Source organism: Citrobacter sedlakii, from assembly GCF_018128425.1.
Taxonomy (GTDB): domain Bacteria; phylum Pseudomonadota; class Gammaproteobacteria; order Enterobacterales; family Enterobacteriaceae; genus Citrobacter_A; species Citrobacter_A sedlakii.
This window is the reverse complement of sequence record NZ_CP071070.1, coordinates 248,495-265,462: the sequence shown is the minus strand read 5'-3', so window position 1 is coordinate 265,462 and position 16,968 is coordinate 248,495. Positions and strand designations below refer to the sequence as shown.

14 protein-coding genes are annotated in these 16,968 nt (G+C 44.0%); 4 read left to right on the top strand and 10 right to left on the bottom strand.

Annotation, left to right across the window (positions count from 1 at the left end; genetic code table 11):
- Nucleotides 1–34 precede the first annotated feature (34 nt).
- Entirely contained in the window at nt 35–388 is a 354-nt protein-coding gene (gene cusF, locus JY391_RS01220) for a cation efflux system protein CusF (protein ID WP_001246155.1), read from the bottom strand.
- A gap of 27 nt (nt 389–415) precedes the next feature.
- Complete coding sequence (gene silC, locus JY391_RS01215; RefSeq protein ID WP_502361319.1) at nt 416–1,855, bottom strand: Cu(+)/Ag(+) efflux RND transporter outer membrane channel SilC; 1,440 nt, start codon at nt 1,853–1,855, stop codon at nt 416–418.
- 135 nt (nt 1,856–1,990) lie between these two features.
- Here silC and silR point away from each other — a divergent pair, with 135 nt between their 5' ends.
- The 4 genes from silR to copM all read left to right on the top strand — a co-directional run bounded on the left by silR (nt 1,991) and on the right by copM (nt 5,319).
- Complete coding sequence (gene silR, locus JY391_RS01210; protein ID WP_000697968.1) at nt 1,991–2,671, top strand: copper/silver response regulator transcription factor SilR; 681 nt, start codon at nt 1,991–1,993, stop codon at nt 2,669–2,671.
- Nucleotides 2,664–4,145 (top strand): copper/silver sensor histidine kinase SilS, encoded by a 1,482-nt coding sequence (gene silS / locus JY391_RS01205; protein ID WP_000555736.1) that lies wholly within the window; start codon nt 2,664–2,666, stop codon nt 4,143–4,145. Before silR ends, silS begins: the two co-directional genes overlap by 8 nt.
- 244 nt (nt 4,146–4,389) lie before the next feature.
- Nucleotides 4,390–4,821 (top strand): silver-binding protein SilE, encoded by a 432-nt coding sequence (gene silE, locus JY391_RS01200; protein WP_000790485.1) that lies wholly within the window; start codon nt 4,390–4,392, stop codon nt 4,819–4,821.
- 147 nt (nt 4,822–4,968) lie between these two features.
- Complete coding sequence (copM, locus tag JY391_RS01195) at nt 4,969–5,319, top strand: CopM family metallochaperone (RefSeq protein ID WP_000647571.1); 351 nt, start codon at nt 4,969–4,971, stop codon at nt 5,317–5,319.
- A gap of 168 nt (nt 5,320–5,487) precedes the next feature.
- Here the strand turns inward: copM and JY391_RS01190 are convergent, their stop codons facing one another.
- The 8 genes from JY391_RS01190 to JY391_RS01155 all read right to left on the bottom strand — a co-directional run bounded on the left by JY391_RS01190 (nt 5,488) and on the right by JY391_RS01155 (nt 16,809).
- Nucleotides 5,488–7,314 carry an AAA family ATPase gene (locus tag JY391_RS01190; RefSeq protein ID WP_022651987.1) on the bottom strand — a complete coding sequence of 609 codons (1,827 nt, stop codon included), beginning with the start codon at nt 7,312–7,314 and terminating at the stop codon, nt 5,488–5,490.
- Between the two features lie 563 nt (nt 7,315–7,877).
- A complete protein-coding gene (locus JY391_RS01185; RefSeq protein ID WP_001097216.1) occupies nt 7,878–8,177 on the bottom strand; it encodes a helix-turn-helix domain-containing protein in 300 nt (99 codons plus the stop codon).
- A 352-nt stretch (nt 8,178–8,529) separates the two neighbouring features.
- A complete protein-coding gene (locus tag JY391_RS01180; protein ID WP_000262423.1) occupies nt 8,530–9,456 on the bottom strand; it encodes a hypothetical protein in 927 nt (308 codons plus the stop codon).
- 11 nt (nt 9,457–9,467) lie between these two features.
- The gene (locus JY391_RS01175; protein WP_211935115.1) at nt 9,468–11,024 is read right to left on the bottom strand and encodes a TnsD family Tn7-like transposition protein; all 1,557 of its coding nucleotides are present in this window, start codon (nt 11,022–11,024) and stop codon (nt 9,468–9,470) included.
- A gap of 40 nt (nt 11,025–11,064) precedes the next feature.
- Entirely contained in the window at nt 11,065–12,513 is a 1,449-nt protein-coding gene (locus JY391_RS01170) for an ATP-binding protein (protein WP_211935114.1), read from the bottom strand.
- On the bottom strand, nt 12,513–14,636 hold the full coding sequence (locus JY391_RS01165) for a TnsB C-terminal domain-containing protein (RefSeq protein ID WP_000351437.1): 2,124 nt from the start codon (nt 14,634–14,636) through the stop codon (nt 12,513–12,515). Before JY391_RS01165 ends, JY391_RS01170 begins: the two co-directional genes overlap by 1 nt.
- The gene (locus tag JY391_RS01160) at nt 14,623–15,465 is read right to left on the bottom strand and encodes a TnsA endonuclease N-terminal domain-containing protein (RefSeq protein ID WP_000090707.1); all 843 of its coding nucleotides are present in this window, start codon (nt 15,463–15,465) and stop codon (nt 14,623–14,625) included. Before JY391_RS01160 ends, JY391_RS01165 begins: the two co-directional genes overlap by 14 nt.
- Nucleotides 15,466–15,579: 114 nt before the next feature.
- Nucleotides 15,580–16,809: a BaiN/RdsA family NAD(P)/FAD-dependent oxidoreductase gene (locus JY391_RS01155; RefSeq protein WP_211935113.1), complete on the bottom strand. Its 1,230-nt coding sequence runs from the start codon at nt 16,807–16,809 to the stop codon at nt 15,580–15,582.
- Between the last annotated feature and the right edge of the window lie 159 nt (nt 16,810–16,968).

Here is a 16,968-nt window from a genome sequence, read left to right as displayed (position 1 = left end):
AGGCGCACAGGATGTAATCGCTCCGGACAGCCAATCAGGACTGCGTCACGTTAATGCTTTTGAGTAAGGAGATATTGCCCTGCTGAATAAACGAGAAATCGACATGGTTGCCTGTTTTCAGGGCATTAATAGCATCGTCTGCATTAACAAAAGTAAAGCGCATGGTCATTGCAGGCCAGCCCACCGCTGGAATTGCTTCATGCGAAATGGTGATTTTCTTAGTATTCATATCAATGTCTTTAACGACACCGGTGCCCTTGATAACTTGCTGTACCGAAGCATCACTGGCAGTATTCATATCGCCATGCTGATGTGTTTCAGCATGAAGACCGGCAGAAAACATGACAGAGAAGGCACCAAATAAAACGGCTTTAAGTGAATTACGCATTTTAATTTCCTGATTAATTAAATAAATTTACTCTACCCAACCGCCACCCAGCGCGGTAAACAGATTAATTTCGTTAACCTGCCGGGAATAGGTAAGATCGAGAATGGTTTGCTGGGTAGCGAAGAGGGAACGTTCTGCATCCAGCACTTCGATGTAACTGACAGCACCACTTGCATACAATCCTCTGGCACGCTGGAGAGTTATCTGAAGTGAATCAAGATAACGCTGCTGTGACTCAAGTTGCTGGCTAAGGCTGTCGCGCAGCGCAAGCGTGTCGGAAACATCCTTAAAGGCTGACTGAATTTTTTGTTCGTAATTAACCACCGACTGTTGCTGGCGAATTTCAGCCAGCTTCAGATTGGCTTTATTCCTGCCAGCATTAAATATAGGAATTTCAATTTTAGGGATAAAATTCCACATTCCACTTCCTGACGTAAACAGGCTGGACAGCTCCGTACTGCTTGCGGAAAGACCACTGGTCAGGGTAATTGAGGGGAAAAAGGCCGCTCGCGCTGCGCCAATATTGGCATCAGCCGCTTTCAGCTGATATTCCGCTTCCATAATATCCGGTCGCTGCAGCAAAATTTGTGAAGACAGATTTGGTGGCAATTTTACTGGGGCTATCTCCCCGCCTTTCATCCCTTTTTCTGACGGAAGTGCGCGGTACGTTCCCAGCACCAGTTGCAGGGCATTGTTTGCCTGAGCCAGATCGCCTTCTCGTTTGGCTATTTCGGCGCGGGTACTTTCGATTTGTCCTCGCGCCTGTTCAAGTGCCAGAACGTTCGTACTCCCGGTCACGAGCTGCTGCTCAACGAAAGCATAGGACTGTTGATAATTTTTCAGCGTTTCCCGCGCAATACGAAGTTGTTCGTACGCCAGTTGCTGGCTGAAATAGCTTTGTGAAACGTTGGATACCAGCAGGATGTGTACGGCCCGACGGGCTTCTTCGCTGGCAAAGTAGTTCTGGCGATCAGCATCACTCATGTTCTTAAGTTTGCCGAAAAAATCGAGCTCATAGCTGAGCTCCAGTCTCGCGTCGTACTCCTGTGTGGTCGGCTTGTCACCTTTCAGACCACCGCTGTATGTTATCCCGGATGAGGCATTCAGCTGGGGATAACGATCTGCATCCGTGACGTTGAACTGGGCTCGGGCCTCTTCAACCTTCAGGGCAGCCATTCTCAAATCACGGTTATTAGTCAGAGCTTCACCGATCAACCGGGTAACCTGGGGATCGACAAAAAAGTTACGCCAGCCCGTATCCTGATAGCCATTTACCGCTGGCGTCAGGCTGTTATGGGACAGTGAAAACTGCTGGGGTACCGGTGCTGCGGGCCGCTGATATTCAGGCGCAAGCGACACGCAGCCTGCCAGGATGAATATCGTGCTAATGCTGAGTAATTTTAATTTGAACATAACGCTTCTCGTCCAGGCAGACCTGGTAAATGGTTCAAATGAAGTCCAGAGTATTGATAGGGGTACTTTACCTAACGCTCTCTGTTTGCCGGGTGACAGGATAATGACAATGTTGTCATTTTTGCTGTAATCCGTTGATAACGATCGTGGGCGCAATAGAATGACATTAGCAGCCAGCCGGGGAGCAAGATGAAAATATTGATCGTCGAAGACGAAATTAAAACAGGTGAATATCTCAGCAAAGGGCTTACAGAGGCAGGGTTCGTAGTGGATCACGCTGATAATGGTCTTACCGGATATCATCTCGCCATGACAGCCGAGTATGATTTAGTCATTCTGGATATCATGCTACCTGATGTGAACGGCTGGGATATCATCCGCATGCTGCGCACTGCCGGAAAGGGTATGCCGGTCTTACTGCTGACAGCCCTCGGCACGATCGAACATAGGGTCAAAGGACTGGAACTGGGTGCGGACGATTATCTGGTTAAACCCTTTGCGTTTGCCGAACTGCTCGCCCGGGTGAGAACCCTTCTGAGGCGGGGAAACACGATGATCACGGAAAGCCAGTTTAAGGTGGCTGACCTCTCGATTGATCTCGTATCCAGAAAAGTCAGTCGCGCCGGAAACCGCATTGTGCTCACCAGTAAAGAGTTCAGCCTGCTGGAATTCTTCATTCGCCATCAGGGAGAGGTTCTTCCCCGCTCCCTGATTGCCTCTCAGGTCTGGGACATGAATTTTGACAGCGACACTAATGCGATCGATGTCGCAGTAAAGCGACTCCGCGCTAAAATAGACAACGATTACGAGACAAAGCTGATCCAGACAGTCCGGGGCGTGGGCTACATGCTGGAGGTCCCGGATGCATAGCAAACCTTCCAGACGCCCTTTCTCACTCGCTCTGCGGCTGACCTTTTTTATCAGCCTGTCCACGATACTGGCTTTTATCGCATTCACCTGGTTTATGCTGCATTCTGTTGAAAATCATTTTGCCGAGCAGGATGTCAGCGATCTTCAACAAATCAGCACCACACTGAACCGTATACTGCAGTCCCCGGTGGATCCGGATGATAAAAAAATAAGCAAAATAAAGGAATCAATTGCCAGCTACCGCAACGTTGCCCTTTTGCTCCTCAATCCCAGGGGGGAAGTGCTCTTTAGCTCAGCTCAGGGGGCGGCACTACGCCCGGCAGTGAATTCAGCAGATTTTAGCGAGCACAGCCGCGCACGGGATGTCTTTCTCTGGACGGTGGAGGATCCTGCGGGACCGATGGATACCGGGTCCGAAATGAAGATGGAAACATACAGGATTATCGCCTCCTCTGGTCAGGCGATATTTCAGGGCAAACAGCAGAACTATGTCATGCTGACTGGCCTATCCATTAATTTCCATCTCCATTACCTCGATGCGCTGAAAAAGAACCTGATTGCGATTGCCGTCGTGATAAGCCTGTTGATTGTTCTGATCATTCGAATCGCTGTCCGTCAGGGGCACCTGCCCCTTCGTAATGTCAGCAATGCCATTAAAAACATCACCTCCGAGAATCTTGATGCGCGACTGGAACCGACACGCGTTCCCATTGAGCTGGAGCAACTGGTTATCTCGTTCAATCATATGATTGGAAAGATTGAGGATGTCTTTACCCGCCAGGCCAATTTCTCTGCCGATATCGCGCATGAGATCAGAACGCCCATCACCAATCTGGTGACGCAGACTGAAATCGCACTGAGTCAGGATCGAACACAGAGGGAACTTGAGGATGTCCTCTATTCCAGTCTTGAAGAGTATAACCGGATGACCAAAATGGTCAGCGATATGCTGTTCCTGGCACAGGCAGATAATAATCAGCTGATACCTGACAGGGTCATGTTTGACCTCAGAGCGGAAGTCATGAAAGTCTTCGAGTTTTTCGAAGCCTGGGCCGAAGAACGCAATATCACGCTCAAATTTAACGGGATGCCCTGCCTGGTTGAGGGAGATCCACAAATGTTCAGAAGGGCGATCAATAATCTGTTATCCAATGCCCTGCGTTATACCCCGGAGGGACAGGCAATCACCGTCTCAATAAGAGAGCAGGAGAGCTTTTTTGACCTTGTGATTGAAAATCCGGGGAAACCAATCCCTGAAGAGCATTTATCAAGGTTGTTTGACCGTTTTTATCGGGTGGATCCGTCCAGACAACGAAAAGGAGAAGGCAGCGGCATCGGCCTTGCGATTGTGAAGTCAATCGTGGAAGCACATCACGGAAGAGTGCAGGTGGAATCGGACGTACACTCAACGCGTTTTATCTTATCCGTGCCCAGACTGGAGAAAATGATTCCGGACACCCAGTGCTGGGAATAAAGATTTAAATGACAAAGATGTCATTAGCCTGTCATGCAGCAAACAGAAGCCATTCGATATAATTAGTGCAACTTATCAGGAAGACTGGATTGCTTTATCAATATCCGGCGTCAGTGGACGCCAGGAAATGAATATCCAGTCCCCTCCCGGAGAAATAAACACTTCCGAACCTGTTTCAGTTATGGAACTGAAAACACCGGTTGTACTCCCCCGGACATCACTAATTAAGAAATGGAGAGTTATCATGAAAAATATCGTATTAGCATCCTTGCTGGGCTTTGGCTTAATTTCTTCGGCCTGGGCCACTGAAACCGTGAATATCCATGAGCGGGTCAACAATGCACAGGCACCTGCTCACCAGATGCAGTCTGCTGCGGCTCCTGTCGGGATCCAGGGGACTGCACCTCGTATGGCCGGTATGGACCAGCATGAACAGGCCATTATTGCTCATGAAACCATGACGAACGGGTCGGCGGATGCGCACCAGAAAATGGTGGAAAGTCATCAGAGGATGATGGGAAGTCAGACCGTTTCCCCTACCGGGCCGTCGAAGTCATTAGCGGCAATGAATGAGCATGAAAGAGCTGCAGTTGCCCATGAATTTATGAATAACGGTCAGTCTGGCCCACATCAGGCCATGGCCGAAGCGCATCGTCGCATGCTCAGTGCAGGCTGACGGCGAGGGAAGTATCTGTGCTGTCCTTATTTCCTTGATAGATTTTTCCGTAACCGGATATATGGCAACATCTTTGCCCCCTACAGGGGGCATTTTTATCAGATTCTGCTACAGTTAACGGGCATCAACGCTAAAAGGATATTTTTTATGAAAGCCAGAAACACTTTATTTGCAGTATTAATGTTATCCCTGCCAGCGATTTCAGCAGAACATTCAGAAATGAAAATGACTGATATGTCTACCTCGGCTTCGTCACAGGAATATATGGCTGGCATGAAAGACATGCATGACAAAATGATGGCTGCCGTAAATGAGTCCGATCCCGACAAGGCTTTTGCGAAAGGCATGGTAGCGCACCATGAAGGGGCAATAGCAATGGCTGAGACCGAGCTCAAATACGGAAAAGATCCGAAAATGAGAAAGCTCGCGCAGGACATCATTAAAGCTCAAAAAGGTGAAATTGAGCAGATGAATAAATGGCTTGATAGTCAAAAGTAAACATTGTAGAAATGTCACGACAAGCGTGATTTTACATCGTTCCTGGGCGCGGGAGTCGGTTAATCTTTATATAATTCAAACCCGATTAATTTCGGGTTTTTACTACTCTGTACTCCGGTCCTTTGTTGAGGACCGGAATATATGCACCTGAGATGCTTATTTAATACATTATCTCGTCATGGATACAATGTCGCTCAGGATCTCAACCAGCTCGCTTCTCTCCTGCGTTCCGTCATGATAGGTTGATCTTGAGATGATTCTTTCTGATGTCATCTGAGGCCAGAATTTATCTAGTACATTATCGGGTTTCATTCCCACAGCCCGGCCGATTATTTTTTTAGCGTCACAGGTGTCCGTAAACGTGACGGCTACACCAGTAATTTCCTCGATAAGATCCGGGCACAGATAGTTTTCTATCTCACGTTTGCGCGTAGCGAAAAATACCTTACCGGCATCCTCTACTTCTTTTTTACGCTTCTGGATGGACAGAACCTGTGCAGGGTCTCCCCCAATATCGGAGTCCAGAAATACGCACCAGGGAAGCCCCAGATCTTTGGCCAGATTCAATGTAACCCAGTGTTTGACGCTACCACACCCTCCTATGAGGACTGGCACTATTTTCACGTCCTCCAGAGAGGCTGGCAGCGCACCTGACTGTTTTAATGAACTGGCCGCATGCCTCAGGAAAGTAACATCCGACTTTCCCTCTACCAGAACAATCCCCTGCGCCCTTTCCATACCGGTCTCTGGCAGCACCCCCAGGCTTTCAGTGGCTTCCTTCAGCACTGCGTCATCCGGCATTTTTACTACGGGTTCACCCGCCTCATTTCGGGTAACATAACGTACGCCTTCGACAGGGATTAATCCGGCCAGCGCCGGGACATGGGTGGTGACGATAATCTGACGGTGCGGCTGGCCTGCCAGTGCCAGTAACGCTTTCATCAGCATCATCTGATAGTTCGGATGCTGTGACGTTTCAGGCTCCTCTATGGCATAAATCACATTTCTGGGCGTCCCCGCGACATTCTTTTCAGCCTCAGCCCGAAAAAAATTCAACAGGATAAGCCTCCTTATCCCGCTGCCGCGCTTATTGATGGGGATGCCATTTTCCCCGTCCAGGGTGAAATTGAAGGTCCACTTGGGTTTCTCCTTAAATCGTGGAGTCAGTTCACTGGCGAGTTCGGGGGCCATTTCACGTAATTTATCCAGCGTTCTCTGTGCGACATCCAGGACGCTGTCCTGAATCTCATTTTCCAGCGCTGTAATTTTGTCCTGCAGCGCAGCCTGAGCGTCTTTTACGGCCTGCTGTAAGGGGTTTTTAGCTTCGGAATCCCCGTCGCTGCTTTCCCTGTCGGCTTTGAAAATCGCATACGTGGGCAGCAAATCGAGGATCTTACCCCATAATGATTTTGTGTCGGTTCCGAACTCTTTATCGACATCCAGCATAATTTCCGAACAGGTATAGGGGGCTGCGGCTTCCCTGATGGCCTGACGCCATAACGATGCAGTGCGTTTATCCGCCACATTTTTTTCAACTTCTTTTCCCACCGCCTTGAGCTCAGAAATTTTCATGCCCAGTAAATTTCTCAGGGGCTCCTCATCCGGGTGGATGCAGCGGATGCAGGTCTGCTCCGGTTTTCCTGAGGTCGTTGCTTTAAACGTTTTGACGATTTCAAAATTGCCGTCCTCATTCAGCAGATGTTCTGAGGCGAGCGTGGTCTGCACCCTGTCGTCGATCATGATAAAATCGGGCAGGTCATCAAATTCACAGGCTATTTCAAAACGGCCGTCCCCTTCTCTTAGGCTGAAACAGTTCATGTCATTCTTGTCAGCCTTCATTCCTTCTGTTTCAAAAAAAATAGCCAGCGCTTCCAGAAGCGTTGATTTCCCAAAGTCATTACGACCGACAATACCCGTCATGCTTTCATCAATAATGATTTCAGTAGAGTTTCTGTAGCCTCTGAAGTTTTTCAGTTTTAATTTTCTGAGCCGCATATGAAGTCCTGTGTGTAAGAAAGCGTTTTGCTGCAACCTGAATACAAAATATATTTTCAAATGCCTGCCAACAAGCAGGGATAACCGTTATTCAGAATATCTTAACGACATTTCGGGATTATGATCTGGTCGCGCTTTCAGAACTTTACTGCCCCTCAAAACACCGGAAACTAACTTGTGGTTGGTTACATGGCAAAGTTAAAACTCCAGAATCACGGGTAATGATTTCAATGCTTATTATATTTTTTGGAATTGACTCATGAGCTTTATAATTTAAATGATAATAATAACCATTCTTTTATGCGTAATATTTGCTACTGACACTGATGAATTTAAAAGAAGATAGATTTTCATTTACGGATTATTTCCTAAATTCATCGATAATGTGATCGACATAAAATTTTCACTGAAGAATGAAGAGATAATTTAAGGCCGAGCGAAATAGCTCAAAATGGTGTATTTAACATAACAGAAGAAATGAAAGGCTCTATCGCAACCTGATACTTCAGGCCGCTAAGGGGTTAATCTTGTTGAAGAAAAATTAGACCGGGAAGCGCCAGGCGTCACCATTTCTCCCGCCTGGCTGGAAGTGAAGAATAATTGTGCATAGCTCCGTATTCGGGCTTTGCATCTGACAATGGTTCCCTGGATGAAAGTACGATCTCCACTCCAAGGACGCTGAACACCCTAAACAAACGCTCAAAACCCGCACTTGCAGGGTTGGCCTCTAGTCGGGCATAAGTTTGCTGTGTTATACCCAAACGTTCAGAAACATCTTTTTGCGTCAGTCCATTGGCTTTGCGAAAGCCGATTAAAACAGGACGTAACTGATTCAAAGTCTTCAAAGCGTATTGAGTGTTCATAAGTGACCTTCCGTATCGACGAGTTAACAAGCATAACGCAGGGATTTACAGCATATAGGCTGTAATGCTCATTAACAGACTATAGGCTGTAATACGAATCCTGCCAAGATGCGGCATCTTTCAAATACAAGGCCGTATTGGGTAAGCAGTACACCGTTATATAGCACCCCTTGCCCCTTTGCTGGAGAGGGACCCACGTGATCGCAGGTCTTTTAGACGTTGTTGCTAACCGGCATCATACACAGGTGGTAACCCCCAGGGAAACTCTATGAGTGATAATTTATTCCTGCCCCAGTCAAAATATAAAACCTTATCTAACTAGCTTTCTTAGTATTTTATAAATGAAGTGAAATTAGCGAAGAAGTTTTACATTGTAAAGTGAGCAAAAATATTTACCATTCAACTGGCAAAATTTACAATCTGCAGCCCTTAGCCTGAGAAAATGCACATTAACAGAATAATCATCAAGTCCGATAGAGGCATAACTTACGTCCTCAAAAATATCAGAAATAAATGAGTTGAAATTACAAAAATTAACTTCACTTAACATCTTGAACACCGCAGAAATATATCTATCATGCATTATCTTGACTTCGATAACCTTAGATAAACTTGAATGCGACTTACATTTGAAGAGATCAAAGAGAAAGTAAATCAGCATATTTTTATTGTCCGAAATCCATTTTAAAATTTTATTACGTGCACATGGTAATATATACACTGGATTTTTGAAAGGGTTTGAAACGTCAACCACAAGGGAACAATAACCATGAGGATTTATTCCACTTATAATTAAGTCACTAAGTCCTTTCACTGCATTCAAATAGTTATCAAAACAAACCTCATATAAACTGGTACTATGAACTGCACATTTAGATTCAAACAACCATCTATGACGCAGATAACCAATGCCTTTAGAGTGTATATCTTCAACAATACATTTGTGACAGTAACGAATGTTTGAGATGTTTACCAATGGATATGAATTAGTTATGTGAAAATTTTTCCGACAGGCATCTTCAACAGCGTTAAAATACCCGTAAACACCAGAAGATAACGACACTATATTGGAAGTTAGTATATAACCATTTCTAGTGGCAAGAATGTCATATATATCCTGCAAGCTATGCAATTTGTACATATCAATCAGTTCGAAACGAGGAAAGGCATCGTACCTTAGTGCGCCATGCTTTGATATTATGTTCCTGCAATTGGATAAGTTATACATTATCTGTGAACGCAGAAGAAAACTGTGCCACAATTCATTTTCGTAAACCATATAACTCCCTCTTATTTAATTAGTTCCATTTTTCTGAGAAGTATCATTGTCATTGGTAGTTTATCTCTGTATTTCAAAAGCCAGCCATGCCCTCCCAGTAAAGCATCTAGACTTGTAAGTGACATCGAGTACTGCCCCTGAGATAAAACATCATTTATTAATGATGATGAGATAATATCTCTCTCGCTCCAGTCTACTCTTTTATTTTTATAGCATCGTATTGTTTTAGGAAGACAGGAATTAAGCCAGTCACATTCATGTTTATTTAGCCAATAGAAACTTGCATAACAACTTTCTTTGACTAACTTTCGTGTTATAGAAACGGATTGATTATGTATAAATCTTAATATTTTCTGCTTATGACGCCGTCTTAAAGAATCTTTTTTACATTTTTTACGCCATGAGCATAAACCGTAACAAGATGAAATTACAGAGGATACAGCTCCTTCCGATAATGAGTTTTTCTCAGCTATGGATGCCAGACTAAACCCCCTTACAGCCATAGACTTGATAAGCAATTCAGTGAATATATTAATTTTTGTGTTTCGCTTAAACGCCCTCAGGTATTTTTTATAAATAAGTGTTTTAATGTAACATCTGCTGCGACTAAATTCCTTCCCAAGGTTGCTAACACTAGTATTATTTTCAACTATATGAAAACTGTATTTCTTATGACTTTTAAAGATTTCTTTCTTTTTATTAGTACGACTTCCTGCATACGTTGGCCAGCAAGTATTTAACAAACAATAACAAAGCAAAAGATGCTTTGTGGGATGCTGACAACATTTGTCTTTGAGTATAGGCTCCCAGTAATGATAATCAGTTAGGGATGTTGGTATAAGTCCCGATGTACCCTCCCCAAATAACTGGCACTTAGCATAAACATGTGCGTAGAATACATTTTTCTTTAAATTTCCATCCAATGATAATAAATTCAACTTTTTAAGTACATCCATGTAATTGGGGTGTGTAATATCTTTTCTTCTGATTATATTTAGGGACTCATAACAAAACTTAGCAAAATCGAAGTCTATCTCATTGCTAAGTTGTTCTGTATACGAAACAGGAGGCATCAGTCCAATACGTATGTGCGGTGAAGAAGGGACATGGATGCTTTCAAGCGCTACCGGATGCCGATGGCAGGTTGTAACCCCATGAAGCTGATGCGCCAGATGCCAATAAGTAACACCATAATGAAAAGTATCTTCACGAGCGCAAACCGGGCAAAACTTCAATAGTGTGCGCTGCCCTAGTGAAAAATTACTAAGGCGGCACAATCGATTAAGCCTGGCAGGGGTCGTGTTGAAATCCATAATTTCATTACGACTGATTGGTAGTGCCCAGGCAAAAAGAGGGAGTAAAGTCTGTTCATGCCAGAGCTGATCTGCACTTTCGGATGTATGAAGAGAAATAGCCTTTAATCCTGAATTGAGAATTGGATGGACGTTCATATCAGGTTTGTTGAAAATGATCGTTAACAGAGAAGATGGGGACATACCGTACACGGTAGTTGTCCGACAAAACCGGCTGAACAAGGATTCATCAGGCAAAACAGGCAACATTCTCATTTCCCACACCTCTCTTTGACCGTTACGAACTGTTACCTCATTACAATTTATTAAGTGGATCTATATTTATAAGCCCGCAACGCTGAAGAGCATCGTAGGTATTTTTCTTTTCAGCTGTTCTGTTGATAACAAGATCGTGGTCAAGAGACAGTATTTTCTCGTCGAAATTGCGCAAAACCTCGTCTATTTTTCCTACGAATTCCTTGTGCTGTGGCCTGTCTATATCCCCAGGGATCAAAGACTTTAGGGACTTCTCTGCCATGATTTTAGCCGAAGCATCACCCTCATTAGATGCAGAGAGCCATTTAGCTTCCTCATCTTCAGTCGCGGCCCCCGGGAGTGGAGTATCCTTATATTCCTCCGTATGACTCACGAGTACCGGTACAGAGGCCGACAAGACTGCGCCAGTGATGATTTCATTGCCGCTACCGATAACCTTTAATTGTGCCCCCCGATAAATCATCTGAGCCAATCCAATATTGCCTTTAGATAAAATGAATAATTTTTCGTTTAACTCATCATTTAATGGAGTTTCAACATTTGTCCATTGTAATGGCCATAAATAATGAATAAACGATTGCCAGTCTTGTGAATCGTATCTAACATTCTTAATTTTCATGTAACCACCAGACTCTGCCCGCCTGGCAATTCTCATTTTCTTTGTCAGCGTCTCGTCAAAAGGATGATTTCCACAAAAAACCATAGATACCCCCATGGAATCTACAATTTCATGTAAAAAATCAATCAACTTACTCTCACCCCCGGTTCTTGAAAATTTAAGCCTCTGCATTTCATCAATAACAAGGATACCCAAAAATGATGATTTAATTCTTTGTGCAATCTGGCGAGCCAGAGCACCATTTCTAATCTCAGGTGTAGTTCGTTCAATACCAATTGCATCATCTAATTTTTGTAAAATCTCTTCACAAAGGTCTCTCACACTTGAATTGTATGGACAATTAATCTTTACCCATACAATTTGCTTACTGAAGCCGGGAAAAACTCCTTTATAGCTGCTGTGTTCTATAATCTGAGGGAAATGATCCATGACTTGCTCAATCATGGTAGTTTTTCCAGAACCACTCATTCCAACTATCGTAATAGTTTCAGCCTGGGATTTAAAATATCCACTTTCAGGCCCAATATCAGGACGCTCATTTCCATAGTAATGAAGATATTGAATTGTTCCGCTTTTTAAAGGATTACGAGCTGCATAGCTTTCCCTAAGTGCCCGTAAGATCATCTTATAAGCCTGGATAAGATTGGTTTGAGGGCAACGGAATTTCTTTATACGTTCGACATACTGCTCTCTAACATTCGCCGGGGCAGTCCAGCGGATTTTTTCGTCAATTTCGGGGAAATAACTCATTTCCAGAAGTACTTCATCTTCCGTAAGCGCTTCAGGAAGTGCTTCAATTAAGGGATTGCCACGATACTCAGGTAACTCCTGTTCTTTATATATCGCTGAAACGCGCCGTATAAGATTCATTATTCTGCGTCCTCAGTCTTCTTCTTACCTTTTAACCATCTTTGTTTCTCCTCCCGGCCAGGCAAAAGCAGAACATTACTGGATGAAGGAAGTAGGGGTTCAGATCTTCCATTAGCAACATGAGTTCGCCCTAATGAATCAAGTTCATTTTTCCTGTTCTTTTTAATATCTTTACCATGTACCCGGCGAGATTCGTATATTTCATTTAATCTTTCGTTACCTTTCCTGTTAAATTCATCTTTATTATTGATATTGCTGAGCGAATCCAGAGTAAATAAATTAATTTCTTTTTGAGTATCTACCCAATCAGCCATTACATCTGTATCAAGATGAGCTTTCCCTTTAAATACATCTCTTTTCTTAAGTAGGTAATGTTTTTTGAAAATGCTATTTTTGTCAAATCTTACATATATATAATCTACGCAATTGTCATCTATTCTTGCTTCACAAGTGGTTCTTCCAAATACTCTGACACCTGATGCAATTTCAGGATCACATTCATAAAAAAGATTATTGTACTGAATCCCACCGGCGGTAATGTTAGCGTTCACAGGGATTAACAATCGTGCGATCACTTCGTCGGCCCCAACGGCTCTTGCGCTGAATCTCCCGTGCTTTAAGCTTATCATCCAACTATTTTTTGGTGATATTACGAGATCATTTTCAATCAGTAAGGGATTGATATAAGCCAGTTCCTCATACGTTCTCTGATTATGTGCAAGTATCTCCCGAATCAGTAAAGACGTGACCTCCTGAATCGTTAAACAAGCCCTGGATTGCGGTGTTGGCTCTCCTTTAACAATCTTTCCCCTTCGTGTTGTTCCAATAAGCCTATGAATAACCTCATCATTCAGAATGCCGAAACAGCGTTCAACAATGCTTTTTCTGTCGCCTCTACCGACTGGCGCAAACTCAAGTTTTGTCAGGGGGGTCATCTCTTCCTGAGGTTTAAGACCAATCATCTCCCCGTTGTCACACATCAATGTTAATGGAATGTGAGAACAAGGCCAATCATCATCAGTAATAGAGATTCCAAATAATCTACAATATTCTTTTTTTGGCATAAAGCAATTTGCTAACGCTTGTCGGGCGGCTCGCCATGAAGCATGGTATAAAGAAACATGAAGGCCAACAATCATTCTTGTTGCACGATCCACCACTGTATAAATAGTAGGACGCCCAATGACTTTTCGTCTGTTTAAACTCGAAATAAGATGTACATCAGCGACAGTTGAGTCTATTTCGAAAACATCACCCGGCAAAACAGTTGTATTAGCCACACTACCTAAAAGCGCCCGCATTTTGAGGTCTATTTCTTTTTTCGTGTTCTTCTTATTTATCGAGAAATCTTTAGTGAAGAGTTTTTTATTCCAGTATGAAAATTGTTTTAAAGAAGGAACATATGGAGCTCTATTTTCTAGGTTTGCTGTTTTAATTTCATCCCTAAAATACAAATCAATATGTCTCTCTAATGTTTTCTTTATCGTATCTCCGTTAACTTTATAATGATACGTAATGAGAGATTTTCTAATATTATTTATATCTCTTTCATTAAGAATGAAAACACGTGATCGTTCATTAGGTAATGCTCTGTTTTTTTTGGAATTCCCAAGTTTAATTTCATGTTTGATTCTACTTTTCCCAGCGGCGCCACAGTTCGAGAATGCGGGTAGCAATGCATAAATATCCTGCCCATGTCGCCAATACAACGCCAGAAGCGTTCTGATAGTATATTGTGATATTTTTTTATTTCTTGAGTAATCCATTAAAAGGTGCGACTTTTTATGTAATGCATAGTCGAACAGAAACATTCTGTCATCTACAAGATCTTTAATGATATTGTAATTTTCATCTCGCCTTCCTCTGTCTTTATCTGTTAATTCTTTCTCATCTACTAACATATATGAAGGATATATATAATCTTTACAAGTTATGCTATTTGATTCAATATAATATTTAAACATTGAAAATGAGAAAGGGATTGGCTTACCCGTTCTTTCTGATTTTATTTTAAACAAAATTAACAAATCGACCTTTCTGTCAAAATCCAAAACACGGTAAAGTCCCTCTGCAAGCAAATCAGTGCCTTGAGAGAGCCAGACTGAATTCCTAATAATATCCATTTGCGTTCAGTCCTATATAGTGGTCATTGGAAATTATCTTTATCAGACCGGTTTCGAGTATTGGATATGATAAATCAACATTTATCATTTTTAATCCAATCATTGCCTGCAATAACATCATCGCTTCTTGTGCATCTACCCCAAAGATTGATGAAATCATTGCACGTAGTCCTACTATGGGATAAACATCTGGTTTAAGCTTCCATAGGATTTTATCAAGAGGATATTTATCATAAAATTCAGAACCATCTCTTAATACAGAAGTAGCCCAGCAAATGTTTTTACCGACGACGTTATTGAGTTCCGAGCCAACATAAATTTGAAACTCAACATCAATCAACTGCCAAAACATCCTCTCTATTTCAAGTTTTTGGGCTTCGCGTTCAGGTATGCTCTCGTTATGTTTTACTGCTATAGCTTTGTATCGAAGTCCGCCTTCAGGAGTTCTCAAGGTCAGTAAAAAATCGGTTGTCATAACATTCAGAACTTCGACAGGTACTCCTCTTACTCCCCTCACCATAGGATGTTGAAAATGTAGATGATTTGCTATTTGTTGGGTAAGCCGGAGAGGAAAGAGTGGGAATTGTTCCCGGATATCAATCACCGAGTCATTAAACTCAGCCAGATAGAAAAAGTTACTTTCGACAGAAGAAAGGAGATGATGGTTTCGAAACGTCTTAAGGCCAAAGACTATCGAACGGTTTCCACGGGATTTAACGTCCTGAGCTCTAAGCCAGGGCTGATAACTTTGGCCATAGCCCACTCCTATGCCGTCACCTAGCGCATTTTCATAATCCAAATAGGATTTGAGACGCCTACCCCTAGCCATGATCGTACCCTAAAAACGACATTGATACGTACCTATATGTGCATTTTATAGTCTCCAACCCTATAACCACACATTCAGTAAGTATACAACATTAGCGTCGTTTTTTGAGAATGGTTACAACTTTAGTGCTTTGTGTACAACTTTATTGTCCTCGGACAACGTTAAATCCTGCGCGCAGGCCCAGGCGCTCGACCACGCCCACTGGAAGTTGTAGCCGCCCAGCCAGCCGGTCACGTCCATCACTTCACCAATGAAGTAGAGCCCCGGTACGTTACGAGCCTCCATCGTGCGCGATGACAGTTCGTTGGTATCGACGCCGCCTAGCGTCACTTCCGCCGTGCGGTAACCTTCAGTGCCATTTGGCTGTATACGCCACGCGGTGAGGGTGTCGACCAGCGTCTGCTGCTCACGCGCGTTAAGCTGCTTAAGCGAAACGTCGGGGATTTGCCCAAGCTGCTGCAAACATTCCACCAGCCGCTTCGGCAGGAGCATCGCCAGCGTATTTTTCAGGCTTTGATTGGGGTGTGCGCTGCGCTGCTCGTTTAAGAAAGCGTCGGGGTCGGCATCCGGCAGCAAATTAATGGTAACAAATTCGCCAGGTTGCCAGAAGCTGGATATCTGTAAAACAGCCGGGCCTGACAGACCGCGATGAGTGAACAGCAAATTTTCGCGAAAGACGGTGCCGTCCTCGGCGGTAATGACTGACGGCACAGAAACGCCGGAAAGCACCTGAAGCTGCTCCAGCAGGGGTTTATGCAGGGTGAAAGGCACCAGACCTGCACGCGTCGGCAACACCTTCAGGCCAAACTGTTCGGCAATTTTATAACCGAACGGCGTGGCGCCCAGTCCCGGCATCGACAGCCCGCCAGAGGCGATCACCAGTTTTTTTGCGCCAACGTTCATGCCATTCAGCGCCAGCGTATAACCGTCGTTGTCCCGCGTCACGCTCAGCACTTCGCTGCGTAACCGCAGGGTAACATTGCCTTTTTCACATTCGGCCACCAGCATGTCGACGATTTGCTGCGCAGAGTCATCACAAAAAAGCTGTCCGAGCGTTTTTTCGTGCCATGCGATGCCGTACTTGCCGACCAGATCGATGAAATCCCACTGGGTATAGCGCGCCAGCGCCGATTTGCAAAAATGCGGGTTTTCGCTCAAATAGGCCGCAGGCTCAACATAAAGGTTAGTAAAGTTGCAGCGCCCGCCGCCGGACATGAGGATCTTGCGACCCGGTTTCTTACCGTTATCGATAAGCAGCACCCGGCACCCCGCCTGTCCTGCCTGCGCCGCACAAAACATACCTGCCGCGCCAGCGCCTATAATAACGGCATCAAACCTTTCCACTTTGCGTTCCTCTCTCAAAACCGGGCGTGAATTGTAAAGTTATCTAAGTGGTCGCACCAGCGCCAAAATCCTCAGTAAGGAGTATTTGTCTGAAATCTATAAGATAATTCTTTAGAGGCAGCTCAGGATGCCGACGTTAAATCAAAAAAAGTCTATATT

Bases quoted from the DNA above. Each gene is read 5' to 3' on its own strand.
- cusF (WP_001246155.1), bottom strand. From the start codon at position 388: ATGCGTAATTCACTTAAAGCCGTTTTATTTGGTGCCTTCTCTGTCATG.
- JY391_RS01180 (WP_000262423.1), bottom strand. From the start codon at position 9,456: ATGGTTTACGAAAATGAATTGTGGCACAGTTTTCTTCTGCGTTCACAG.
- JY391_RS01160 (WP_000090707.1), bottom strand. From the start codon at position 15,465: ATGGCTAGGGGTAGGCGTCTCAAATCCTATTTGGATTATGAAAATGCG.
- JY391_RS01175 (WP_211935115.1), bottom strand. From the start codon at position 11,024: ATGAGAATGTTGCCTGTTTTGCCTGATGAATCCTTGTTCAGCCGGTTT.
- copM (WP_000647571.1), top strand. From the start codon at position 4,969: ATGAAAGCCAGAAACACTTTATTTGCAGTATTAATGTTATCCCTGCCA.
- silE (WP_000790485.1), top strand. From the start codon at position 4,390: ATGAAAAATATCGTATTAGCATCCTTGCTGGGCTTTGGCTTAATTTCT.
- JY391_RS01190 (WP_022651987.1), bottom strand. From the start codon at position 7,314: ATGCGGCTCAGAAAATTAAAACTGAAAAACTTCAGAGGCTACAGAAAC.
- JY391_RS01185 (WP_001097216.1), bottom strand. From the start codon at position 8,177: ATGAACACTCAATACGCTTTGAAGACTTTGAATCAGTTACGTCCTGTT.
- JY391_RS01170 (WP_211935114.1), bottom strand. From the start codon at position 12,513: ATGAATCTTATACGGCGCGTTTCAGCGATATATAAAGAACAGGAGTTA.
- silR (WP_000697968.1), top strand. From the start codon at position 1,991: ATGAAAATATTGATCGTCGAAGACGAAATTAAAACAGGTGAATATCTC.
- JY391_RS01165 (WP_000351437.1), bottom strand. From the start codon at position 14,636: ATGGATATTATTAGGAATTCAGTCTGGCTCTCTCAAGGCACTGATTTG.
- silS (WP_000555736.1), top strand. From the start codon at position 2,664: ATGCATAGCAAACCTTCCAGACGCCCTTTCTCACTCGCTCTGCGGCTG.